Here is a 24218-nt window from a genome sequence, read left to right on the forward strand (position 1 = left end):
GCTGTTTATGCGGATGAAGAGCATAACGGCGGAACACTTAGGCAGCTGTCACACACGATTCATGCAAGGCATAATATATCCCATAATCGTGGCCGTCACCCTACAGACGGTTGTTGCAGATGCTAACCCTGTTTGTTTCATGCTTTACGCATCAGGCGAACAGGAGCGAATCCGTATCCGGATCGCACCAATAAGCAAAGGAGGTTCGACATTATGGAACAACTAATAAGCGAGCTGCAGGAGGCAGGCATCGGCAAGGTGCTGCCAAATGAACCGCTTTCTACCTATACAACCTGGAAGATAGGCGGACCCGCTGATCTGCTGATCGTCCCTGACACCAAAGATGAACTCGTGTCGGCCGTCCGGCTGCTGAACAAGCATGGCATTCCGTGGTTTAGTCTGGGCCGCGGGTCTAACATGCTGGTGAGCGACAAAGGGATTCGCGGCGTTGTCATCAAGCCTGGAGAGGGCTCGATTATGCTCGCTTTGAGGACACGGTCGTCCATGCTGGCGCATCGTACTCTTTCGTCAAGTTATCCGTCATGGCCGGTAGAGAAGGATTAACCGGGCTTGAATTCGCGGGGGAATTCCGGGTAATGTCGGCGGAGCGGTCTATATGAACGCAGGCGCGCACGGATCGGATGTGTCGCGTATATTCAGATCAGCTGAAGTTGTGCTGGAAACAGGTGAATTGGTTCGATACGAACGAGAGGATATGCATTTTTCCTATCGTCATTCCATTCTGCAGGAGCACAAAGGGATAGTCGTGGAAGCGACCTTTGAGCTGCAGCATGGGGACCGTAAGGAAATATCCGCTGCTATGGCTGCGCTCAAAGAGAGAAGGCTGCGTACGCAGCCGCTCAAGTCGGCGACCTGCGGCAGCGTGTTCCGCAATCCGCCGGGCGATTATGCCGCTAGATTAATTGAATCGGCAGAGTTGAAAGGGGTTCGTGTCGGAGGCGCAGAAGTTTCCGTGCAGCATGCCAATTTCATTGTAAACACCGGGCAAGCGACAGCTGAAGATGTTCTCGCTCTCATGTCCCATATTCAAGGCACCGTATATGAACGATTCGGAATTAAGCTTGTGCCTGAAGTATTGGTGGTGGGTGAGCGGTAATTCGGAGGTGATACATTGGACAAATTGGTGATTGAAGGCGGGAAACCTCTCTCAGGAACCATTGTTATCCAAGGAGCGAAAAATGCCGCTTTGCCGATATTGGCTGCAAGCATGCTTGCTAATGGCACCGTGACAATTGATCATGTGCCCAAGCTGCTCGATATCGAGGTTATGCTGAACATTTTGCGCGAACTGGGATGCCGCGCCGAGCACATCGGCGAAACCGTCGTATTGCATACGGATTCGGCTACTTCTTCTCATGTCCCGGAGTCGTTGATGAACAAGATGAGATCGTCGATCTTCCTGATGGGGCCGCTGCTGGCCCGATTTGGAGAGACGACGGTTTATCAGCCCGGGGGCTGTGCGATCGGCGAAAGAAAGATTGATCTTCATTTAGAAGGACTTAAGGCGCTTGGCGCAGAAATTGAAGAAACAGGCAACCGGATTGTATGCCGGGCAGCTAAGCTTCGGGGTGCGGATATCCATCTGAGCTTCCCAAGCGTCGGAGCCACCGAGAATATAATGATGGCAGCCGTGCTTGCAGAAGGCCGGACGACGATTACGAATGCTGCCAGAGAGCCGGAAATTCAAGATTTGCAGCGTTTTTTGAACACAATGGGAGCCAAAATTATCGGAGCAGGAACGGATACGATCACTATTGACGGTGTTAAAAAGCTTCAGCCATGCCGCTATACGGTTATTCCCGACCGAATTGTGGCGGGGACCATTATGGTCGCGGCTGCGGCAACACGCGGCAATGTTACTTTGCAGAACGTCAATCCCGGACATTTGTCTTCGCTTATTTATGTGCTCCGCAGAGCAGGTGTTCAAATAACAGCCAGCGATGATATAATTAAAGTCAGTCATGCAAGCAGGCCTAAAGCCATTGAAAGGCTTGTCACTTCTCCATATCCCGCATTTCCAACCGATTTGCAGTCGCAGGTTATGGTGCTGCTTGCACTTTCCGACGGTGTCAGCATTTTGAAAGAGACGGTATTCGAAGGGCGCCTGAAGCATGTGGATGAACTGACCCGAATGGGCGCCGATATTCGCGTCGATATGAATGCTGCATTTATAAAGGGAGTTCCCCGTTTGTACGGCGCTACGGTAGAAGCAACCGACTTGCGGGCAGGAGCGGCTCTCGTTATTGCCGGGCTTGCTGCCCAAGGCAAAACGATCGTCGAGCAGATTCACCATATCGACCGCGGCTATGACCGGATTGAATCGATGCTTTCGCGCCTTGGTGCGCGGATTACGAGATATTCCCCGGTGCCGAACAATACCATTCAATGAAATGCCGGATAGGCGGCCGATTATACTTCCGGCTCCCTCCTCTCGGATGGGGGACCGGTTGTTTTTCAGAGGAGGAACGGACAAGCCATGAGCACGACGATGCCTGTGTTGAAAGAGCCGGTCAAAAAACGCAAAAGCAGCCGTCGGCTGCTTACTGTGCTTTTTTTGCTGTTTATCGTGATTTTGTCGGTTCTATTCTTCAATTCTTCGATTAGCAAAATATCAGAGATTAAGATTACAGGCGCAGTTTACGCCTCTACCGGAGACATCGGGCAGGCGGCGAATATTAAAATTGGGGATTCATTTTTTGGCACTTCGGCACACGCAATCGAGAACCGGATCGAAAAGCTGAGCCCGATTGAAAGCGTGACCGTCAGCAAAAAATTTCCCGGAAAAGTGAATATTGCGGTCGAAGAACATAAGGTGGTTGCATTCGAGTTGTCGGACCAGGGTGAAATGACTGCCATTTTGTCGAATGGAGCAGGCGTTAAAGCAGCTCCCGGCGAAAGCCTGGCAGACCGCCCGGTCTTAACCGGCTGGGACAAAGACAACCCGGTTCTTAGCCAGCTGACGAAGCAGCTTAGCGCCATCTCGCCAAGCGATTTGAATGACTTATCGGAAATTGTTCCATTTCCTTCCAAGGCTTACCCGGACCGCATAAAAATGTACACGCGCACCAAATTTGAGGTCGTGACGGCGGTTTCCGTTCTGCAAGAAAAAATTAAAGCCATCAATGCGGTTATCGAGACGCAGGAGCCGGGCAAGATTACGATGCTGCTAGCGGATACGTATGTTCCCTTTGATGTAGCAACGGCAGAAAACGAGAATTCATCGGAAAAAGACTCTACTCAATAGTTAGAAAGAATGGTAGAATTTTAGGTACGGAATTAGGTGGATGAAATGTTATTTTTTTCGTTGCCAAATGGAATGGAACTTTACTAGAACATGAGCAACAAGGAGATAAAAACGAACTTTTAGAAAAGAAAAATGAAAAATTTGTAGAAAAAAGAGGGATAATTTTACGCGCGTTGAATAAGTAGAAGGATGTTTAAAAAACGATTATTTCAAGAAGAACGATTATTTCAAGAAGTTGGAACGGAGGTGCCGCGGGTTGAGCAGTAACGACATCATCGTAAGTTTGGACATCGGTACATCCAAAGTTCGTGCTATTATTGGCGAAGTGAATAACGGAACCATTAATATTATTGGAGTTGGATCTGCCGACTCGGAGGGTATTCGCAAGGGAGCTATTGTTGATATTGATCAGACCGTACAGTCGATCCGTAATGCGGTTGGGCATGCAGAACGTATGGTTGGCATTCAAATATCCGAGGTTTATGTAGGCATTCAGGGCAACCACATTGCACTGCAGACTAACCATGGCGTCGTGGCAGTATCCAACGAGGACCGTGAAATAGGCGAAGAAGATATTGAGAGAGTGCTGCAAGCGGCCAAGGTTGTCGCGCTGCCCCGGAGAGGGAAATTATCAATCTCGTACCTAAGCAATATTTGGTAGACGGGCTGGAAGGGATCTCGGACCCTCGCGGCATGATAGGCGTAAGGCTTGAAGTGGAAGCAACGATTGTAACAGGCGGCAAGACGGCGATACATAACTTGATGCGCTGCGTGGAAAAAGCCGGTCTCCGCATATCTGGCGTCATTCTGATGTCGCTTGCTTCGGGCGTGATGTCGCTGACGAAGGACGAGAAGGTATCCGGTACGGTATTAACCGATATCGGAGCAGGCTCGACGACTGTGACGATCTTCCAGCAAGGCGGTTTGGCTGCGATATCTACGCTGCCGGTTGGCGGCGAGCATGTCACGAATGATATTGCATACGGCCTTCGCACGCAAGGCGACCATGCGGAAAAAATCAAATTGAAATACGGCTGCGCGGTAGTAGATGACGCGGCTGATGATGTGAAATTTAAAGTGATGCGAATGGGCAGCAATGTGGAGAAGGAATTTTCCCAGGTTGATCTGGCCAGCATTATCGAGCCGAGAATGCAGGAAATTTTCCATCTGGTCAAACAGGAAGTTTACCGCCTGGGATACGGCGACAAGGTGAACGGATACGTCCTGACCGGCGGAGCGGTAACACTGCCCGGCACACTCGAGCTTGGACAAGCTGAACTTGAATCATCCGTTCGTATCGCGCTTCCTGATTATATCGGCGTCAGAGATCCTGCGTTCAGCAGCGGCGTCGGCATGATCCAGTATGTCTCGAAGTACATGGGAGCGCGCGGGATAAGTACTGTAAAGAAGACGGCAAACCGAAAGGCGAGTTCCACCGTTTCAACGAAGCCCGGTATGTTCGAGCGCTTAAAAAATATGTTTAACGAATTTATTTGATCGGGGGAAGTGAAAATGTTGGAGTTCGATTTCGAGCTGGAGCAGCTGGCTCAAATTAAAGTAATCGGCGTTGGCGGCGGCGGCAGCAATGCAGTCAACCGAATGATTGATAACGGTGTTAAAGGTGTAGAATTTATTACGGTGAATACGGATGCGCAAGCTCTTCACCTTGCCAAATCCGAGCATAAGCTGCAAATCGGCGATAAACTTACGCGCGGACTTGGCGCAGGGGCCAATCCGGAAGTAGGCAAAAAAGCAGCTGAAGAATCCCGCGAAGCGATCATGAATCAGCTGAAAGGCGCGGACATGGTATTCGTAACAGCTGGCATGGGCGGCGGCACCGGTACAGGCGCAGCTCCTGTCATCGCTGAAATCGCACGCGAATGCGGCGCATTGACGGTTGGGGTTGTCACCCGCCCGTTTACATTCGAAGGCCGCAAGCGTTCCACGCAAGCCGAACTTGGCATTGAAGCGCTGAAAGAGAAAGTCGACACGCTGATTGTCATTCCTAATGACCGGCTGCTTGAAATTGTAGACAAGAAAACGCCGATGCTGGAAGCGTTCCTGGAAGCCGACAACGTGCTTCGCCAGGCAGTCCAAGGCATTTCCGACCTGATTGCCGTTCCTGGCTTGATCAACCTTGACTTTGCCGATGTGAAAACAATCATGACGGAGCGCGGCTCCGCTTTGATGGGTATCGGCGTGGCAACAGGCGAGAATCGTGCGGCTGAAGCGGCACGCAAAGCAATCATGAGCCCGCTGCTCGAAACTTCGATCGACGGCGCTCGCGGCGTTATTATGAATATAACCGGCGGAACGAACCTTTCGCTGTATGAAGTGAACGAAGCGGCTGAAATTGTTATCTCGGCTTCCGATCCGGAAGTGAATATGATTTTTGGCGCTATCATTAACGAAGATTTAAAAGATGAGATCAAAGTAACGGTTATTGCGACAGGCTTCGAGAACAAGCCGGCGGCGAATGTTCGCCGTGCGCCAGCTGAGCAGCCGGAATCGCGCCAAGGAGCTTCCGCACCGGTCAACCCGGCGCCAAGCAGCGGTACGCCAAGCGTAAAACCGTTTGGCGCAGCGCCAACAAGCGATCAGCTGGAAATTCCGGCGTTTTTGCGCAATCGCCGCAACAATGACCGCTAAGCCAGACATATTGTGACAAAAAAGCTTTCCTGAAGCCGGTATGGCGACAGGAAAGCTTTTTATTTTTTCGATATAAAGCGTTGTTTCACTCGAACGATCACCCGTAATCCAACTCCGCCCTTTTTGTATCCCCTTCAATTGGTTCTGATTCCCCTCGACAAAAAAAGAGTGTCCCCGGCGTCATGATTAGACAGACATCGAAATAGGATTTTAATATACTGATGTCAAGCTTCCGGCGCTTGATGCAGAGACTGCTTCAGCCGCATACGGAGGCTGGAGGGGGATCGCCCTTGGCCGTCTATATTGATGTCGTGTTTTTGCAGGAACTGTTGATCGACGGCGGCATATTGTTAACGACCGCATGGGTTCGCCACGTACGGGCCAATCCATGGCGCGTGCTGGCAGCAGCGTCGATCGGTGCATGTTACGTTGTTTTGATGTTATTCCCTCCGTTGTCATTTATGTACACTTTGGCTGTGAAAGTCGCATTATCTTTTCTTATTTTATGGGTAGCATTTGGTTTTGGGTCGCTGCAATTTTTTTCCCGGAACGTTGCCGCCTTTTATACGGTAAATTTTGTTGCGCTTGGAGCGGTGCTTGGATTTCATTATTTGCTGATGAAAGGCTCTGCCAGTGTATGGAAAACGATGACGCTAAACGGCAGCGGAGGCGTCGATATCGAAATGAGAATGGGCGCGGTGTATATGTTGGCGGCGCTCTCCATCGGCCTGTATATTTACCGGGCTGTCTGGAGCCAAAAGCGAAAAGCGGCACAGGTGCAAAGCCATACGGCATCCGTGAAGGTAACGATTGGTGAAAGCGTACGCAGTTGTATCGGGCTGGTGGATACCGGCAATCAGCTGTATGATCCGTTAAGCCGTTCGCCCGTTATGGTCATGGAAGCGGCGTTGTGGAACGATGCCCTGCCTGCTTCCTGGCTCGAAGGAATCAAGCATTCTCAGGTGGATCGTTTAATTGCAGATCTTGATGGGGAAACGTTCGAATGGCGCGATCGCCTTCGCCTTGTTCCTTATCGGGGCATCAATCGCGGGACACAGTTCATGCTCGCTCTTAGACCCGATGCGGTAATCGTTGAACGGGAAGGACAAGTGTATGAATCCCGGAAAGTGCTAGTCGGCCTGGACGGCGGGAAGCTTGCGGCGGACGGGGCTTATCAAGCCATCATCCATCCTTCGCTTGTGCAGCAGGTCCAGTGACAGCAACATTAGGTTATATTCACACATTTTCGGGAGGGGTAAACAATGGTAGTCAAATGGAAACTGATCCTTCAGTTATATTATTATCGGCTTTTGTTTTTATTCGGATTAAAAAGCGATGAAATATATTATATCGGCGGCAGTGAAGCGCTGCCTCCTCCGCTTACGCGCGAGGAGGAGGAGTTTCTGCTGGAGAAGCTTCCGTCGGGCGACAGCGCGATCCGCGCGATGCTGATCGAACGGAACCTTCGCCTTGTCGTTTATATTGCGCGCAAGTTTGAGAACACGGGGATCCACATTGAAGATCTCGTGTCCATCGGGGCAATCGGACTGATTAAAGCGGTGAATACGTTTGATCCGGAGAAAAAAATCAAGCTCGCCACGTATGCTTCCAGATGTATTGAAAATGAAATTTTGATGTATTTGAGGCGGAACAGCAAGACGCGCACCGAAGTGTCGTTCGACGAGCCGCTTAATATTGACTGGGACGGCAATGAGCTGTTGTTGTCGGACGTATTAGGTACGGAAAATGATACGATCTACCGGAATATTGAAGAGCAGGTTGACCGCAAGCTGCTGCATAAAGCGCTCGACAAGCTGACGGAGCGTGAGCGGATCATTATGGAGCTGCGCTTTGGGCTTGCGGACGGCGAAGAAAAAACACAAAAGGATGTTGCGGATTTGCTTGGCATTTCGCAGTCCTACATTTCAAGGCTGGAGAAGCGGATCATTAAACGGCTCCGCAAAGAATTTAATAAGATGGTGTAACCGCTCCGAATCCGCGAATCACAACGATTGTGCCTGCTGCCGGCGGCTGACGGACATGTCGAACGGTGTCAGCTGAAGGAATAAAATAGGCCTTCAAGGAGATAATGTACATTAATGTTTCTCCTTGGGAGGTAATCACGTTGACCCGAAACAAAGTTGAGATCTGTGGAGTAGATACCGCGAAACTGCCTGTTCTGACTAATGCCGAAATGCGGGAATTATTCACGGCGTTACAAACGAAAAATGAGTGGTCAGCAAGGGAGAAATTGGTTAATGGCAACCTGAGGCTGGTACTCAGTGTCATTCAGCGTTTCAATAACAGGGGAGAGTATGTGGACGACTTATTCCAGGTCGGCTGCATCGGGCTGATGAAAGCGATCGATAACTTCGATCTTGGCCAAAACGTTAAATTTTCGACCTATGCCGTTCCGATGATTATCGGTGAAATCCGCCGTTACTTGCGAGATAACAACCCGATCCGCGTTTCCCGCAGCCTGCGGGATATTGCATACAAGGCACTGCAGGTCAGAGACAGCCTGACGAACAAAAATTCCCGCGAACCAACGATATTTGAAATATCGGAAGAGCTGAATGTGCCGAAAGAAGATATCGTATTCGCGCTGGATGCGATCCAGGATCCCGTATCCCTCTTTGAGCCGATCTACCACGACGGCGGCGATCCGATCTATGTGATGGATCAAATTAGCGACGACAAAAACAAGGATGTTTCCTGGATTGAAGAAATCGCGCTGCGGGAAGCGATGCACAAGCTGAACGACAGAGAAAAAATGATTTTGTCCATGCGTTTTTTTGAAGGCAAGACGCAAATGGAAGTTGCGGACGAAATCGGTATTTCACAGGCGCAAGTATCCCGGCTGGAGAAATCGGCCATTCTTCAAATGCAGAAGCATGTTAAAACGTAACAGCTTATCCCTTTCCCTTTGCACTTCATGAACGACGATGCCCATACGGAGCCGGCAGGCTGCCTGTATGGGCTTTTATTTTGCCTGCAGGCCCTTTGTGCACGCAGGCGGCGCATTTTTCAAGTTAACAGTACATTTTGGGCTAAAGTCACATATAGTTAGTACTAGTAGATGTTTACTTCGCCGGAAGCGTGGTGATCGATAATGAAAATATCGGATTTTCAAACAAAGGACGTTATTAATATTGTGGACGGAAAGAAGCTGGGCCATATTACCGATCTGGAGCTTGATTTGCGCCAGGGGCGGATCGATTCCATTGTTGTGCCGCAGCTGACCCGGTTCAGAGGGATGTTTGGCGGCGGCGGCGGAGCCGAAGTAGTTATTCCATGGCGGAACATTGTCAAGATCGGAACGGATGTAGTGCTTGTCCGGATGGACGATGCCAAAGGATATAAACCGGAGGAAGAGGATTTGCACGTGCGGACGTAACGCGGTAAACTGGCTGAAGAGGTGATCAGCAGAAGATGGAAAGTTTTCAGCAGCATGCTACAGCGAAGGAACCTTCGCTTTTTTTGTTGTCTTCTTGGATGGAACAGGAGCCAGGGCTTACGGCCGGCTTTACCGGCAGAAGCGGCGGTGTAAGCGGCAGCCCCTGGACTTCGCTCAATATGGGGCTGCATGTCGGGGATGACGAGGAGACGGTTGCACGGAACCGGCGGCTGCTCGCGGAAGCGATAGGCTGGCCGTTCGAGGCGTTTACTTGCGGCGAGCAGGTGCATGGGTGCGCCGTATATAAGGTGACAGCATCCGACCGCGGCAAGGGCAGGCTGTCACGCGAGGACGCGGTCCCGGATACGGATGCCCTGATGACGAATGAGCCGGATACGCTGCTTGTATCCTTTTACGCGGACTGTGTGCCGCTATATTTTTACGATGCGGAGCATCGGGCGATAGCGTTGGCGCACGCCGGCTGGAAAGGTACCGTGCAGCAGATAGCGGCCCGCACGCTGGAGGCGATGCATGAAGCGTACGGGACGCGGCCGGACGCGGTGCAGGCGGCCATCGGCCCCTCCATCGGAGACTGCTGCTACGAGGTGGACAATTATGTCATCGACCGGCTTATGCCGGTCATCGACTCGTTTGAAGCCGGGGATGAAGCGGTTCAGCGGATGCTGAGGCCTGTTCCGGATGGAAAAGCAATGGTAAACTTGAAAGAAATAAACCGACAGATTATGATAAAAGCAGGAATTTTGCCGATCCATATCGAAATGTCCAAGTGGTGCACCGGCTGTAACCGGGATTTGTTTTTTTCGCACCGGATGGAAGGCGGCCGAACGGGTCGGATGGCCAGTTGGATCGGCATTCGGAAATGAGGTAACCAAATTGTCATTATCAGATAGGATCGAAACAGTAGAGAAGCGGATTCAAGAAGCTTGCGGCAGAAGCGGCCGCAGCCGTGAAGAGGTACAAGTGATAGCGGTCACGAAATATGTGTCGGCGGATACCGCTCTAAAGGCCGTGGAGCTCGGCTTGCATCATCTGGGCGAGAACCGCTGGCAGGTCGCTCAGGACAAATGGAAGGCGATCAGCGGGGCGGTTCCGGAGGGAGCGGACAACCCGGTCGTATGGCATTTTATCGGATCGCTGCAGTCGAACAAGGTGAAGGAAGTCATCGGGAAATTTACATATATTCATTCGCTGGACAGGCTGTCGCTTGCGAAAGAAATTCAGAAGCAAGCTGAGCAGCATGGGCTTGTCGTTCCGTGTTTTATTCAAGTAAACGTTTCGGGCGAAGAAAGCAAACACGGCTTGCAGCCGGATCAGGTACTGCCTTTTCTGCGCGACCTTCGACAATTGAACGCCGTAAGGCCTGTTGGTCTTATGACGATGGCGCCGCTCGAGGCGGAAGCGGAAGCAACGAGGCCGGTATTCCGGGCTTTGCGGCAGCTGAGGGATGAGCTGAACAGATCGGGCGAACTCGATTTTCCGCTTACGGAGCTTTCCATGGGGATGTCAGGAGATTTTGAAGTGGCGATTGAAGAAGGAGCTACCTGGGTCAGACTTGGAACGATACTCGTGGGAAAAGAGGAGGAATAACAATGAGCGTTATGAACAAGTTTCTGAACTTTATCGGACTCCAGGAAGAAGAAGAGGTTATCGAGCGGGAGCGCGTTGATCAGCAGCATGCGACGGAAGAGCATGAAATTGAAACCACTCCTTTCGAAACACGTAAACATACGAAGAGCAGCAATATCGTCAGCATCCATTCGCAGAAAAATGTCCGTTTCGTGCTAAGCGAGCCGCGTTCCTACGATGAAGCTCAGGAAATAGCCGACCATCTTCGTTCGCGCAAGCCGGTTGTCGTCAACCTGCAGCGCGTCCGTTACGATATTGCGATGCGCATTGTCGATTTTCTGAGCGGCACCGTATACGCTTTGAACGGTACGATCTCGAAGCTCGGACCTAACATTTTTCTGTGTACGCCGGATACAGTAGAAATTCAAGGGACAATCACGGAAATGCTGGCAGAGGAGAACGATTACAATAGAATGAGGTGACCTTGGATTGAGTATTGACGGACTGATTTACGGTTTGGAGCAGATTTATTCGATATTAATTATCGTCTACGTGCTGATGTCCTGGTTCCCGAATGCGCGGGAGAGCTTCATCGGCAATTTTCTCGCCAAAATCGTTGAACCGTATTTGAGCATCTTCCGCAGATTTATTCCGTCTATCGGCGGTATGATTGATATTTCGCCAATCGTGGCTTTGTTCTGCTTGCGGTTTATCGCCGCGGGGCTGATCGCCGTGCTTGGGTTTATCGGCCTGTAACGGACAGGCCAAGATTAGGCGCAAGGAAGGACAGAGAGATGAAGACATCCTTATATGAGCATTTTCACCCGGAGGAGAAATCGTTTGTCGACCGGGCATGGGAATGGATTGAACGGTCCGCACAGCAGCATGAGCTGAAGCGGACCGATTTTTTGGATCCGAGACAGGCGCAAATCGTACAAATGCTGGCTAATCGCGAACCCGATGTTCAGATTATGCTTGTCGGCGGTTATCCGGAAGCCGAGCGCCGGCGGGCGCTGATCGCCCCGGACTATCGAAATTTGGACGACGAGCCTGCCGGGCTGCTTGTGCTTGCCGTTCATGCGCAAGGCGGAGTGCAGCTTGAGCTTGACCATGGCGACTATTTAGGCGCATTGTTAGGGCTTGGCATCAAAAGAGACCGGATTGGCGATATCCATGTCCATGGCGATTTTTGCCATATTATTGTGGCAGAAGAAATTGCCGACTACTTGAACGTCCATTTGAGGCAGGTACATCGAGCGTCGGTGCTGACGGACATTTTGCCGCTGGAACAGTTGCAGCCCGTTGTAGTGAAGCTGCAGGAGATGAGCTTGTCCGTTGCGTCCATGAGGCTTGACGGCATCGCCAGCGATGTTTACCGGGTCAGCCGGACGAAAATCGTCGATCCGATCCGGGCGGGACGGTGCCGGGTGAATTTCAAGACGGAAGAGGATCCGTCCGAGCCGCTTAAGGCCGGAGACATCGTATCCATTAAAGGGCTTGGCCGGTTTAAGGTGCTTGAAACCGAAGGCGTTACAAAAAAAGGAAGAGTCCGCGTCAAAATTGGCAAATTTATTTAGGCCGTTGCAGGAATTTGGTGGCAGTTGTCGAATCTTTTCACGACAAATGTTTCCAAGGCGGTAAGAGCCGGGAATCAGAACTTTAAGGAGGTGGACCAATGCCGTTAACGCCATTGGACATACATAACAAAGAGTTCGGACGCCGATTGCGCGGTTATGACGAAGATGAAGTAAATGAATTTTTGGACCAGGTCATTAAAGACTACGAGTCCATCATTCGCGAAAACAAAGAGCTGCAAAATCAGGTTCTGTCGCTGCAGGAGAAGCTGAATCACTTTGCCAATATTGAAGAGACGCTTAGCAAAACGATTATCGTTGCGCAGGAAGCGGCCGATGAAGTGCGGAACAATGCGAAGAAGGAAGGACAGCTGATTCTGAAAGAAGCGGAGAAGAATGCTGACCGGATTATTAACGAAGCGCTCGCCAAGTCGCGTAAAGTATCGCTTGAGGTGGAAGAGCTGAAGAAACAAGCCTCCATCTACCGTGCGCGTTTCCGTACGCTGGTGGAAGCTCAGCTGGAACTGCTGTCGCAAGACGGCTGGGAGTCGCTTGAAGCGGCGGCAAGCGCGTCGGAGTATGAGCCTTTCTCACGTTAACAGGCATGCAGGCGGTTCGTCGCCTATTTTCGCACGAATGATTTGACAATGCGGTGCCGTATAAGCTATAACTAATACTAATTCGACTACAATTTGTGCAATGAACTTCTGTGACGAGAACCAGTACGCTCCGCCGAGTCGTTCCCCAGAGAGCCGGACCAGCTGAAAACCGGCGTTCGACAGCGAGCCGAATATCATCTCCGAGAAGCGGAGCCGAAACGATGTTTGTCCGTAAAATTTTACGGGCGAAGCAGCCTATTAAGCGCCGACGGCAGTCCCCCGTTACAGGGAACCGCGAATGTTCTATTCGCGAGCGAAGGTGCCGCACGGCATGTTTGCTTTGGCTTTGCTCCATATGAGCAAAAGGTCAAGGACCAGACATTATTTTGTGCGGAACAAGGGTGGTAACGCGAGCATGCCTCGTCCCTTTTACAGGGGACGGGGCTTTATTTATTTTCACCAGCAATAAATGACGCTTGGCTCGGAATACGAATTTGGAAGGGGTATGAACCATGCAGCGTGTAGACGTCAAAGAGCGCGCAAGAGCCCGTGAACTGCGGGTTCTGGACAAATGGAACAAAGAAGGCACATTTAAAAAATCGATTGAAAATCGTGCGGGTAAACCGAACTACGTGTTTTATGAAGGGCCGCCAACCGCAAACGGCAAGCCGCATATCGGCCATGTGCTGGGCCGCGTAATCAAAGACTTCGTTGGCCGTTACAAAACGATGTCCGGTTACCGCGTCGTCCGCAAAGCGGGCTGGGATACACATGGACTGCCGGTTGAGCTTGGCGTGGAGAAGCAGCTGGGCATCTCCGGCAAGCAGGAAATCGAAAAGTACGGCGTTGAAGCATTTATTAAGAAATGCAAAGACAGCGTATTTGAGTATGAAAAGCAGTGGCGCGAGCTGACGGAAGGCATCGCATACTGGACCGATCTGGACGATCCGTACATCACGCTCAAAAACGAGTATATCGAAAGCGTATGGCATATCCTTTCGACCATTCACAGCAAAGGGCTGCTGTACCGCGGCCACCGCGTCAGCCCATATTGTCCTTGCTGCCAAACGACGCTTAGCTCGCATGAGGTTGCACAAGGCTACAAAGATGTGAAAGACCTGAGCGCGACGGCGAAGTTCAAGCTGAAGGACAGCGGCGACTATGTGCTCGCCTGGACGACAACACCTTGGACACTGCCGGCGAACGTTGCGCTTGCTGTTCATCCGGAGCTGGACTATGTGCGCGCGTCCAAAGACGGCGAGGTGTACATCGTAGCCAAAGCTTTGGCGGGCGACGTGCTGAAGGACGGCTACGAGGTGCTGTCGGAGCTGAAAGGCGCGGAGCTTGTGAACCGCAGCTATGAGCCGCCGTTTGGTTACGTGAAGCCTGAACGCGGCCATATCGTTATCCCGGGCGATTTCGTCAGCGATACAAGCGGTACCGGTATCGTTCACATTGCGCCTGCACACGGCGAAGACGACTATAAAGTATCCCGCCAGAACGATATCAGCTTTGTCAGCGTCGTGAACGGCGAAGGCAAATATAACGAAGAGATCACTGATTTTGCCGGCCGGTTCGTCAAAGACCCGCAGCTGGATATCGACATCGTGAAAGCGCTGAGCGAAAAAGGTCTGCTTTACTCCAAAGAACGTTACGAGCACAGCTATCCGTTCTGCTGGCGCTGCGACACTGCTTTGATCTACTATGCGACGGAAAGCTGGTTCATCAAAACAACGGCGGTCAAAGATCAGCTCATCGCGAACAACAACTCGATCGACTGGTACCCGGGCCATATCCGCGAAGGCCGTTTCGGCAAGTTCCTGGAGGATCTGGTGGACTGGAACATCAGCCGCAACCGTTATTGGGGCACGCCGCTTAACGTATGGGTATGCGAAGCGACCGGCAAGGAATATGCGCCAAGCAGCATCGCCGATCTTCGCGAGCGCGCGGTTGATTTTGTGCCCGAGGATATTGAGCTGCACAAGCCTTATGTGGACGAAATCAAGCTGAAATCGCCGTTTGCCGAAGGCGCGGTCATGACGCGCACCTCCGAGGTTATTGACGTATGGTTCGACAGCGGTTCGATGCCGTTTGCACAGCAGCATTATCCGTTCGAAAATCAGGAACGTTTCGCCGAACAATATCCGGCCGACTTCATCTGCGAAGGCATCGACCAGACACGCGGCTGGTTCTACAGCCTGCTGGCCGTATCGACGCTTTATAACGGCAAGGCGCCGTACAAATCCGTTATTTCCACCGGTCACGTGCTGGATGAAAACGGGCAAAAAATGTCCAAATCAAAAGGCAATGTCATCGACCCGTGGGAAATCATCGACGAGTATGGCACGGACGCTTTCCGCTGGGCTTTGCTTGCCGACAGCGCGCCTTGGAACAACAAACGGTTCTCCCGCGGCATCGTAGGCGAAGCCAAATCGAAAGTGGTAGACACAATTGTCAACACCCATGCGTTCTACGCGCTGTATGCTTCGATCGACGGTTTTGTAGCTGAGGAGCATGCGGAGAAGCCGTCCGCCAACAAGCTGGACCGCTGGATCGTATCCCGCCTGAACAGCTTGACGAAGACGGTTGTCAAAGGTTTGGACAGCAACGACTTCCTGAACCCGGCCAAAGCGATTGAAACGTTTGTGGATGAGCTGAGCAACTGGTACATCCGCCGCTCGCGCGACCGTTTCTGGGGCAGCGGACTGACGGAAGATAAAATCGCCGCTTACCAAACGCTGCGCAGCGTACTGCTCACGCTTTCCAAGCTGATCGCGCCGTACACGCCGCTTGTGGCGGAAGATGTATACGGTAACCTCGGGGGCGGCGAAAGCGTGCATCTGGCCGACTATCCGGTTGCAGACGAAGCGGCAATCGACGAGCAGCTGGAGCGGGACATGGAGAACGCGAAGCTCATTGTGGAGCTGGCGCGCAACGTCCGCAACGAAACCGGCATCAAGACGCGCCAGCCGTTGTCGGAGCTGATCGTTTCACTTAGCGATGATTTTGATGTAGAAGGCTATCAAGACATTATCAAGGATGAAATCAATGTGAAGGCTATTGCAGTTCAACATAGCGACAGCGGGTTTGTTGATTTTGCTTTCAAGCTGAATTTGAAGCTTGCCGGCAAAAAATACGGCAAAAACGTTGGCCCAATCCAAGCCTGGCTGAAAGGTCTGTCTCCGGATCAGACACGCGCTGCCATGCAAGAAGGCGCTCTTGCCTTTACGACAGCGGAAGGCGAAGCACTCTCGATTGCCATCGACGAGCTGCTTGTCGAAAAACAAGCGAAGTCCGGTTTCGCGTCCGCTTCTGCTAATGGCGTGACTGTTGCGCTCAATACGGAAATTACGCCTGCGCTTGAGCAGGAGGGCTGGGTGCGCGAAGTAGTGCGTGCCGTTCAGGATACGCGCAAAAAGCTGGACCTGCCGATCGAACGCCGCATTGATCTTGTGCTTGAGGCTGACCGCGAGCTGCAGGCTGCACTTGAAGCATTTGAAGATGTGCTGCGCGAAAGCGTCCTGCTGAACAGTGTAACGTATGGAACGGATGCGCAAATGGAACGCGTACAGCTTGGGGAAAAAGAGTTAGGAATCCATATTCGCGGGTAATATATATTAGTCAGGCATTTCGCCGGCTATAAATGAATAAGCCATACAAACGGCGCCTAATGTCCCGCTGTCAGCGGCATTCGGCCAGGCTCCCTGCGCGGAGCCGCACCGCCTGTATGGCTTTAATACTCGCGAAACGGCCCCTCCGAATGGAGGCGGAATGGTTTTCGCCTGCAAAGGGGGACGGAGATGGAGCGCAAGCCGGATAAGGAGCGGACGGATGATCGGGATGAAATCATTCAGTCGTTAAGCTTTCTCGATAAACGGCTTCAAAAAATTGCCGCTGATATGGAGAAAACGCAAATTGCCGATTACGTCGATTTGATGAACCGGCCATTTAAGCTGATTTGGCGAAATCTCGTTGCCGGTCTGGCCAGAGGCGTCGGCATCGCGGTCGGGTTTACTTTTTTTGCGGCAACGATTATTTACTTCCTCCAAATATTAGGCGCTTTGAATTTGCCGATTATTGGCGACTATATAGCGGACATTGTCCGCATCGTGCAAATTCAGCTGGAAGGCAAAACGTATTAATGAAAGAAGAGAACCGTTAATTAACGGTTCTCTTCGTCTTCAGGAGCAATATCCGGCTCCAAGCCGTGGTCGCCTTCATCCGCGTCCAGATAATGGTCGTACCGGCGGTTGCGTACAATATACGTATGGCGCCCGGTAATGTCAGAAGCGACAAAACTTTCGAACGGCTCGACATAACCGTCCAGCTCATCTGCTTCAATACCGACATGGTCATAATCGGTTGCTTCATTGTTTTCGGAATAGGCGGGTGATGAGGAATCGCCCCAGCTTTCAACGATTTGCCAGGCGTCTTCGCCGTCAAAGCCGTTGTAGGAATCCTGCTCGTCCATACTGGTTCGTCCAAACGGCGGATTCAGGAACTGTTCCTCGACCGGGCGATTACTGGACATTTGCTGCCTCGGTGCATGCTCGGCGCAATATAAAGCATCGGGCAGCGCTTCAAGCCGCTCAAACGGAATATCGCGGCCGCATGTCCGGCAGACGCCGTAGGTACCGGCGTCCATAGCTTGAAGCGCAGCGTCGATCCGGTACAGATGCAGCTCCTTATTTTCCAGCAGGGCGATGTCCTTGCCGCGTTCAAACATTTCGGAGCCCAAGTCGGCCGGATGATTGTCAATCGGCGACAACTCCCCGGTCATATCGCGCATTGACTCGGTCAAGCCGTAATGGCCGTTTGCTTCCAGCTCGCGTTCGACGGCTGCTTTATCTTGTTCCAGCCTCTGCCGAAGCTGCTCAAGCTGACTGCGTTGAAGAGCCATATTTTACCGCTTCCTTTCACATCGAAGTGAGGCCTGCATGGCAATAGCATTTGCAGGAGAGCCTTAATTATTGTGAGGACATCGCTGGGAATTGCAATTGGAAATGAAGTGGCGGCGCTGTCTGCCATTATGCTACAATATGGACGGACATATTAAGGGGGATGGCAAATTACATGCGCTTGTTCTATTACGGAATTGCATTGTTTGTATTTGTGCTTGATTTGGTAACGAAAAAAATCGTTGAAGCCCAATTGGAAATTAGCGATCAAATCAGCGTCATAGGGAATTTTTTCCTTATTACGTCTTACCGCAATCGCGGGGCGGCATTTTCCATATTGCAAGACCAGCGTTTCTTCTTTATTGCCATAACGGTTATTATCGCTGTCGGCATTATATGGTACATGCAGTCCATAAAAGATAAAAACCGCGCGATTTTGTTGACCGGGCTTGGTTTTGTGCTAGGCGGAGCTACCGGCAATTTTTTGGACCGCGCGCTGACAGGCGAAGTGGTTGATTTTCTGCAATTCAATTTCGGCAGCTACACGTTTCCGATCTTTAACATCGCCGATTCGGCCATTACCGTCGGCGTAGTGCTTATTATTATTGACACGTTACTGCATTCAAAAGATGAGAATAAGAGCTTGAATGGCGGAGAGGACAAGGAAAACAACGGGCATGAGCAACGTACCATCTCTTAATACGGAAGATCAGTTTGAATGGGTCGTTTCGCAGCAGCAAGCAGGCGAACGATTGGATAAATTTGTTAACGAACAATTGGATATCGACGGCGTCTCCCGGACGCAAATCCAGGACTGGATTAAGCAGGGAGCAGTGCAAGTCAACGGCAAGGCCGTCAAACCTAACTATAAATTAAATGAAAGCGACCAGCTGCTGGTTGTCGTACCGGAGCCGGAGGACGCCTCGATTGAACCGGAACCTATTCCGCTGGACATCGTTTATGAGGATTCGGATGTAATCGTCATCAATAAGCCAAGAGGCATGGTCGTGCATCCGGCTGCCGGACATTCCTCCGGCACGGTCGTTAATGCTTTGATGTACCACTGCAAAGATTTGTCCGGCATTAACGGCATGCTTCGTCCCGGCATCGTACACCGTATCGACAAAGATACATCCGGTTTGCTGATGGCCGCCAAAAACGACCTGGCGCATATTTCGCTGGCCGAGCAGCTGAAGGATCACTCTGTTACCCGCAAATACATTGCGCTTGTTCATGGCAATATGCCGCATGATCAAGGAACGGTGGATGCGCCGATCGGCCGCGACCCGCATGACCGGAAACTGTTTACGGTTACCGACCAGAACAGCAAGCGCGCCGTGACGCATTTTCTTGTAAAAGAGCGGATCGGCGACGATTTTACGCTGCTCGAGCTTCAGCTCGAAACAGGAAGAACGCATCAAATCCGCGTCCATATGAAATATATCGGTTACCCGCTGGCAGGCGATCCGGTATACGGCCGCAACAAGACGGTTGCATTAAACGGGCAGGCTCTGCATGCCGCGGTTATCGGCTTCAGACATCCGCGCAGCGGACAATATTTGGAATTTGAAGCGCCGATTCCGGATGATATGGAGCAAGTACTGCAAGCATTAAGACAACGTTAATCAGGCTAAAATAAATAAGCTACCACAGTTCCGATGCGAAAAGTGCAAACTTTTCTCCAATTAAGTCATTAATGTGAATCGGTCAAGTAAGCTATCCTAGAGCTAAATCGTACTTTTTTAGGTACAACCTATAAGGATTGGTGATTTCATGACTCTCATTAACGGCAATTATCTGGAGCTGCAAGGCAGCTATTTGTTTTCGGAAGTGGCGAAACGCCGCACCAAATTTGCTCAAGAAAATCCAAACGCGGAAATTATTAGCCTTGGCATTGGCGATGTCACGCGCGGCCTGCCGGAAGCGGTTATTAAAGCGATGCACAGCGCGGTTGACGAAATGGCTGTACCGGGCTCTTTCCGTGGTTACGGCCCTGAGCAAGGGTACGATTTCTTGATTAACGCTATTATTGAAAATGACTATAAAGCCCGCGGCATCGACATTCAAGCGAATGAAGTCTTCCTTAGCGACGGGTCGAAATGCGACGTAGGCAACATTCAGGAAATTTTCAGCAACGATACGATTGTGGCCGTGCAGGACCCCGTCTATCCGGTATATGTGGATACGAACGTAATGGCTGGCCGTTCGGGCAAATTCAATAAAGAGACGAACCGCTATGATAACATCGTGTATCTGGAATGCACGGCGGACAATAACTTTAAACCAAGCTTGCCTGACCGCAAAGCGGATTTGATCTACCTCTGCTACCCGAACAATCCGACGGGCATGACGCTTTCGAAAGACGAACTGAAAAAATGGGTCGATTATGCCAAAGCTAACAATGCGATCATTTTGTATGACTCGGCTTATGAAGCGTTTATTCAAGAAGAGGATGTTCCGCACAGCATTTATGAAATTGAAGGCGCTAAGGAAGTGGCCATCGAATTCCGCAGCTTCTCCAAAACAGCCGGCTTTACGGGCATCCGCTGCGCGTACACGGTAGTGCCGCGCGAGCTGAAAGGCTTTACGCCTGACGGCCAGCAAGTGCTGCTGAACGATCTGTGGAACCGCCGCCACACGACGAAGTTTAACGGTGTGTCCTATGTGACGCAGCGCGGTGCGGCTGCCATTTATTCGCCGGAAGGCAAAGAGCAGATCAAAGCGCTTGTTGATTATTACATGACCAATGCTAAAATTATCCGCGAAGGACTTGCTTCGATCGGCCTGGAAGTGTATGGCGGCGTTAACGCACCGTATATCTGGCTGAAGACGCCAAACGGCCTTGATTCCTGGGCGTTTTTTGACAAGCTGCTTTCGGAAGCGAACATTGTCGGAACGCCAGGCGTCGGTTTTGGCCAAAGCGGCCAAGGCTACTTCCGCCTCACCGCTTTCGGCAGCCGTGAAAACACGGAAAAAGCAGTGGAAAGAATCCGCGGCCTGTCGCTGTAACATCCATTTATTAGAAGCTCTATCCAACTGCCGCAAAGCCGATTGGCTGCGCGGCAGTTTTTATTTGACATGTACAATCGCCCGCATAAACGGCCATACTAAAAAGGTCCTTTATAGCTCTTGACAGGAGTCATGATGTCTGGCATAATTTCTACGATACATGGCAGTACCTTTAACTCAGTCCCGTGAGGCTGGCAAGGTAGCGTGAATAACTTTTGTACCGGGCAATGGATAGTGCAGCCGGGGTAAGCCGTCTCTCGAGGCAGAGCGCGGATGCCCTTGGCTGTCCGTGCGCCTGTGTGCAATGACACACTCCTTGCGTTAAGCAAGGAGTTTTTTTGTGCCTAAAGTTACTGCGCCCTTCGGTTAAAGCAACCCACAACTAAGGCAAGCTGCGGAAAAGGAGGAAGGCTTCAGATGGAGGAACAACGTTTAGTGCTTATGGATGAGACGGCAATCCGCCGTGCTTTGACTCGAATCGCCCATGAAATTGTCGAACGGAATAAAGGAATCGACGATTGCGTGTTCGTCGGCATTCGAACAAGAGGCATCTACTTGGCAAGAAGAATTGCTGAACGTATTAACGACATCGAAGGCAAACCGGTTAATGTGTACGATCTTGACATTACGCATTACCGCGATGACCGGGTCCGGCCGGAGGTATCCGACGCGGAAGTGGTCGGTCTGCCGGAAGACCTGATTAACGGAACGTTCACAGTGCAAGACAAACGGGTCATTCTGTTTGACGATGTGCTGTTCACCGGACGAACGATTCGCGCTGCGATGGATGCGCTGATGGACAGCGGCAGGCCGCAAAGCATTCAGCTGGCCGTGCTGGTGGACAGAGGACATCGCGAGCTGCCGATCCGTCCGGATTTTGTAGGCAAAAACGTGCCGACCTCAAAGCAGGAAGAAATTCAAGTTTCCTTGTCTGAAATTGACTCGACCGATCAAGTAACGATTATTCAACAAAGGGGCAAGCTGTATGACAACACTGACAGCTCTTAAACAGCGTAGTTTGCTCGGACTGAAAGAACTGGATAAAGAAGAAATCGAATCGATTTTGCAGCGTGCGGCATTTTGGGAACAGCAGGACAACAAAGTAAATGAAGTCCTGAACGGCAAATTTATCGCCAACATGTTTTTCGAGAACAGCACGCGCACCCGCTTTTCCTTCGAAGTAGCGGAGAAACGGCTTGGCGCAGAAGTTCTGAACTTCGCAGCGGCCGCTTCCAGCGTAGAGAAAGGCGAATCGATCTACGATACAGTCAAAACGCTTGAGTCGATGGGGATTGACGCAGGCGTCATCCGGCTGAAGCCAATCGGCGTACTGGCCGAGCTTGCCGACAAAATTAAAGTGCCGCTGATCAATGCCGGCGACGGCAACAATGAACACCCGACACAAGCGCTGCTTGACTTGTATACGATGCGCAACCATTTTGGCAATTTGAGAGGTTTGACTGTTACAATTGTCGGCGATGTGATGCACAGCCGCGTGGCTCGTTCGAATGTGTACGCGCTGCGCAAATTTGGCGCTAACGTTCAATTCTGCTCGCCGGATAATATGCGCGCGCCCGAACTGGACGTACGGGAAGTTTCGATGGATGAGGCGCTGAAATCAGATGTGGTTATGATGCTTCGCGTCCAGCTGGAACGCCATGAAAGCGGCAAGCTGAAATCCGCTGAGCAATACCGTGCACAATACGGCCTGACTGTAGAACGAGCGGCTAAAATCGGCTCCCATGCCATTATTATGCACCCGGCTCCCGTAAACCGGAACGTCGAAATCGACAGCGAGCTTGTCGAGCATCCGCAATCCCGCATCTTTACGCAAATGGCGAACGGCGTGCCGATTCGGATGGCGGTTATCGAACGGGCTTTAAGCTAGAACATCTAAGCAAATCGAATAAAACCGGAGGGTGAACAAACAATGTCATTATGGATTATAGGCGGCAACGTATGGAACGAAGCCTCTGGCCAATTGGAGAAAAAAAATATCCGAATCGAAGGAACGGCAATCGCAGAAATCATGGACGGTTCGGTAACACCGGACACCGGCTCCGCTGAAGTGATTGACGCAGCCGGCAAGCTGGTATCGGCTGGTTTCATCGATATGCACGTGCATCTTCGTGATCCGGGATTTGAACATAAAGAAGATATCGAAACAGGAACGAAATCGGCGGCAAAAGGCGGCTTTACGACAATCGCTTGCATGCCGAATACACGTCCGGTGACGGACACGCCGGAAACGGTCGAATATATTTTGAACAAAACGGCGGAGGTGGGCTCCGTGAAGGTGCTGCCTTACGCCGCCATTACGAAAAACGAGCTGGGCCGCGAGCTGACCGACTTCGCCGCGCTTAAAGCAGCCGGAGCTATCGGCTTTACGGATGACGGCGTTGGCGTCCAAAGCGCGCAAATGATGAAGGATGCGATGGCGCTTGCCAAATCGCTGGACATGCCGGTAATCGCGCATTGCGAAGACAACACGCTGGTTGAAGGCTTGTACGTGTCGGAAGGCGAATTTGCCCGCAAAAACGGCATCAAAGGCATTCCGAACGAATCGGAAGCCATTCATGTCGGCCGCGACGTTCTGCTTGCGGAATCGACAGGCGCGCATTACCATGTGTGCCATGTGAGCACGGAGCAGTCGGTCCGCCTGATCCGCCTTGCTAAGAGCGTCGGCGTGCAAGTAACTGCAGAAGTGTGCCCGCACCATCTGGTATTGTCCGATGAAGACATTCCGGGCATGGATCCGAACTGGAAGATGAACCCGCCGCTCCGTACGCCTCGTGACGTACAGGCGGTCATCGAAGGGCTGGAAGACGGCACGATTGACATCATCGTAACCGACCATGCGCCGCATGCTGCGGAAGAAAAAGCAAAAGGCATGCAGCTTGCGCCGTTTGGCATCGTTGGTTTTGAAACGGCGTTTCCGCTGTTGTATACAAAATTTGTGCGCACGGGCAAATGGTCGCTCGGCTTCCTGCTGCAGCGCATGACCAGCGACCCTGCAAGGGTGTTCCGTCTTGCGGAAGGCCGTCTTGAAGCAGGCGCTCCGGCGGATATTACGATCGTTGATTTGGACAACGAGCGTGCAGTCGATCCGGCAACCTTTGCTTCCAAAAGCAATAATACGCCATTTGGCGGCTGGAAGCTGTACGGCTGGCCGGTAGCGACCGTGGTGAACGGCGCCGTTGTTTGGGCAGAATAAGCAATAGAACAGAACATGCACACCTG

Annotated in this window: 22 protein-coding genes and 2 pseudogenes; 23 read left to right on the forward strand and 1 reads right to left on the reverse strand. The window is 51.5% G+C overall.

Features of this window, described 5'->3' with window-relative positions; all coding sequences use genetic code 11:
• The first annotated feature begins 213 nt into the window (after positions 1-213).
• The 17 genes and pseudogenes from murB (at position 214) to ET464_RS02605 (ending at position 17213) form a co-directional block, all read left to right on the forward strand.
• Positions 214-1117 (forward strand): annotated as a pseudogene (murB, locus tag ET464_RS02525) (UDP-N-acetylmuramate dehydrogenase).
• A gap of 15 nt (positions 1118-1132) precedes the next feature.
• Positions 1133-2410, forward strand: a complete 1278-nt coding sequence (gene murA, locus ET464_RS02530; RefSeq protein ID WP_129437975.1) for a UDP-N-acetylglucosamine 1-carboxyvinyltransferase — start codon at positions 1133-1135, stop codon at positions 2408-2410.
• Between the two features lie 87 nt (positions 2411-2497).
• Positions 2498-3265 (forward strand): cell division protein FtsQ/DivIB, encoded by a 768-nt coding sequence (locus tag ET464_RS02535; RefSeq protein WP_129437977.1) that lies wholly within the window; start codon positions 2498-2500, stop codon positions 3263-3265.
• 256 nt (positions 3266-3521) lie between these two features.
• Positions 3522-4762 (forward strand): annotated as a pseudogene (ftsA, locus tag ET464_RS02540) (cell division protein FtsA).
• Between the two features lie 15 nt (positions 4763-4777).
• A complete protein-coding gene (ftsZ, locus tag ET464_RS02545; protein WP_129437979.1) occupies positions 4778-5914 on the forward strand; it encodes a cell division protein FtsZ in 1137 nt (378 codons plus the stop codon).
• A gap of 290 nt (positions 5915-6204) precedes the next feature.
• Entirely contained in the window at positions 6205-7131 is a 927-nt protein-coding gene (gene spoIIGA / locus ET464_RS02550; RefSeq protein WP_129437981.1) for a sigma-E processing peptidase SpoIIGA, read from the forward strand.
• 45 nt (positions 7132-7176) lie between these two features.
• Positions 7177-7899, forward strand: a complete 723-nt coding sequence (gene sigE, locus ET464_RS02555; protein ID WP_129437983.1) for an RNA polymerase sporulation sigma factor SigE — start codon at positions 7177-7179, stop codon at positions 7897-7899.
• Between the two features lie 140 nt (positions 7900-8039).
• Complete coding sequence (gene sigG, locus ET464_RS02560) at positions 8040-8822, forward strand: RNA polymerase sporulation sigma factor SigG (RefSeq protein ID WP_129437985.1); 783 nt, start codon at positions 8040-8042, stop codon at positions 8820-8822.
• A gap of 204 nt (positions 8823-9026) precedes the next feature.
• Complete coding sequence (locus ET464_RS02565; protein ID WP_129437987.1) at positions 9027-9311, forward strand: YlmC/YmxH family sporulation protein; 285 nt, start codon at positions 9027-9029, stop codon at positions 9309-9311.
• 35 nt (positions 9312-9346) lie between these two features.
• On the forward strand, positions 9347-10195 hold the full coding sequence (gene pgeF / locus ET464_RS02570) for a peptidoglycan editing factor PgeF (RefSeq protein WP_129437989.1): 849 nt from the start codon (positions 9347-9349) through the stop codon (positions 10193-10195).
• A 10-nt stretch (positions 10196-10205) separates the two neighbouring features.
• The gene (locus ET464_RS02575; protein WP_129437991.1) at positions 10206-10919 is read left to right on the forward strand and encodes a YggS family pyridoxal phosphate-dependent enzyme; all 714 of its coding nucleotides are present in this window, start codon (positions 10206-10208) and stop codon (positions 10917-10919) included.
• Positions 10920-10921: 2 nt separating this feature from the next.
• Complete coding sequence (locus ET464_RS02580; RefSeq protein WP_129437993.1) at positions 10922-11380, forward strand: cell division protein SepF; 459 nt, start codon at positions 10922-10924, stop codon at positions 11378-11380.
• A gap of 7 nt (positions 11381-11387) precedes the next feature.
• Positions 11388-11654, forward strand: a complete 267-nt coding sequence (locus ET464_RS02585; protein ID WP_425271737.1) for a YggT family protein — start codon at positions 11388-11390, stop codon at positions 11652-11654.
• A gap of 38 nt (positions 11655-11692) precedes the next feature.
• On the forward strand, positions 11693-12475 hold the full coding sequence (locus ET464_RS02590; protein WP_129437995.1) for a YlmH family RNA-binding protein: 783 nt from the start codon (positions 11693-11695) through the stop codon (positions 12473-12475).
• Positions 12476-12573: 98 nt separating this feature from the next.
• On the forward strand, positions 12574-13071 hold the full coding sequence (locus tag ET464_RS02595; RefSeq protein WP_129437997.1) for a DivIVA domain-containing protein: 498 nt from the start codon (positions 12574-12576) through the stop codon (positions 13069-13071).
• Between the two features lie 512 nt (positions 13072-13583).
• Complete coding sequence (ileS, locus tag ET464_RS02600; RefSeq protein ID WP_129437999.1) at positions 13584-16682, forward strand: isoleucine--tRNA ligase; 3099 nt, start codon at positions 13584-13586, stop codon at positions 16680-16682.
• Positions 16683-16871: 189 nt separating this feature from the next.
• Positions 16872-17213, forward strand: coding sequence for a DUF5665 domain-containing protein (locus tag ET464_RS02605; RefSeq protein WP_129438001.1), 342 nt, complete (start codon positions 16872-16874; stop codon positions 17211-17213).
• Positions 17214-17233: 20 nt separating this feature from the next.
• Here the strand turns inward: ET464_RS02605 and ET464_RS02610 are convergent, their stop codons facing one another.
• Positions 17234-17971, reverse strand: a complete 738-nt coding sequence (locus ET464_RS02610; protein ID WP_129438003.1) for a TraR/DksA C4-type zinc finger protein — start codon at positions 17969-17971, stop codon at positions 17234-17236.
• Positions 17972-18132: 161 nt separating this feature from the next.
• Between ET464_RS02610 and lspA the strand changes: the two genes are divergently transcribed.
• From lspA to ET464_RS02640, 6 genes are all read left to right on the forward strand, one after another.
• Positions 18133-18669, forward strand: a complete 537-nt coding sequence (gene lspA / locus ET464_RS02615; protein WP_244226640.1) for a signal peptidase II — start codon at positions 18133-18135, stop codon at positions 18667-18669.
• Positions 18647-19594: an RluA family pseudouridine synthase gene (locus ET464_RS02620; RefSeq protein WP_244226641.1), complete on the forward strand. Its 948-nt coding sequence runs from the start codon at positions 18647-18649 to the stop codon at positions 19592-19594. Before lspA ends, ET464_RS02620 begins: the two co-directional genes overlap by 23 nt.
• 148 nt (positions 19595-19742) lie before the next feature.
• Entirely contained in the window at positions 19743-20978 is a 1236-nt protein-coding gene (locus tag ET464_RS02625) for an LL-diaminopimelate aminotransferase (protein WP_129438007.1), read from the forward strand.
• 417 nt (positions 20979-21395) lie between these two features.
• Positions 21396-21986, forward strand: coding sequence for a bifunctional pyr operon transcriptional regulator/uracil phosphoribosyltransferase PyrR (pyrR, locus tag ET464_RS02630; protein WP_129438009.1), 591 nt, complete (start codon positions 21396-21398; stop codon positions 21984-21986).
• Positions 21964-22866 (forward strand): aspartate carbamoyltransferase catalytic subunit, encoded by a 903-nt coding sequence (locus ET464_RS02635; RefSeq protein ID WP_129438011.1) that lies wholly within the window; start codon positions 21964-21966, stop codon positions 22864-22866. The genes pyrR and ET464_RS02635 overlap by 23 nt, the downstream gene beginning before the upstream one ends.
• Positions 22867-22908: 42 nt before the next feature.
• Positions 22909-24192, forward strand: a complete 1284-nt coding sequence (locus ET464_RS02640; protein ID WP_129438014.1) for a dihydroorotase — start codon at positions 22909-22911, stop codon at positions 24190-24192.
• The last annotated feature ends 26 nt before the right edge of the window (positions 24193-24218 follow it).

Source organism: Paenibacillus protaetiae (genome assembly GCF_004135365.1).
Classification (GTDB): Bacteria; Bacillota; Bacilli; order Paenibacillales; family Paenibacillaceae; genus Paenibacillus_AP; species Paenibacillus_AP protaetiae.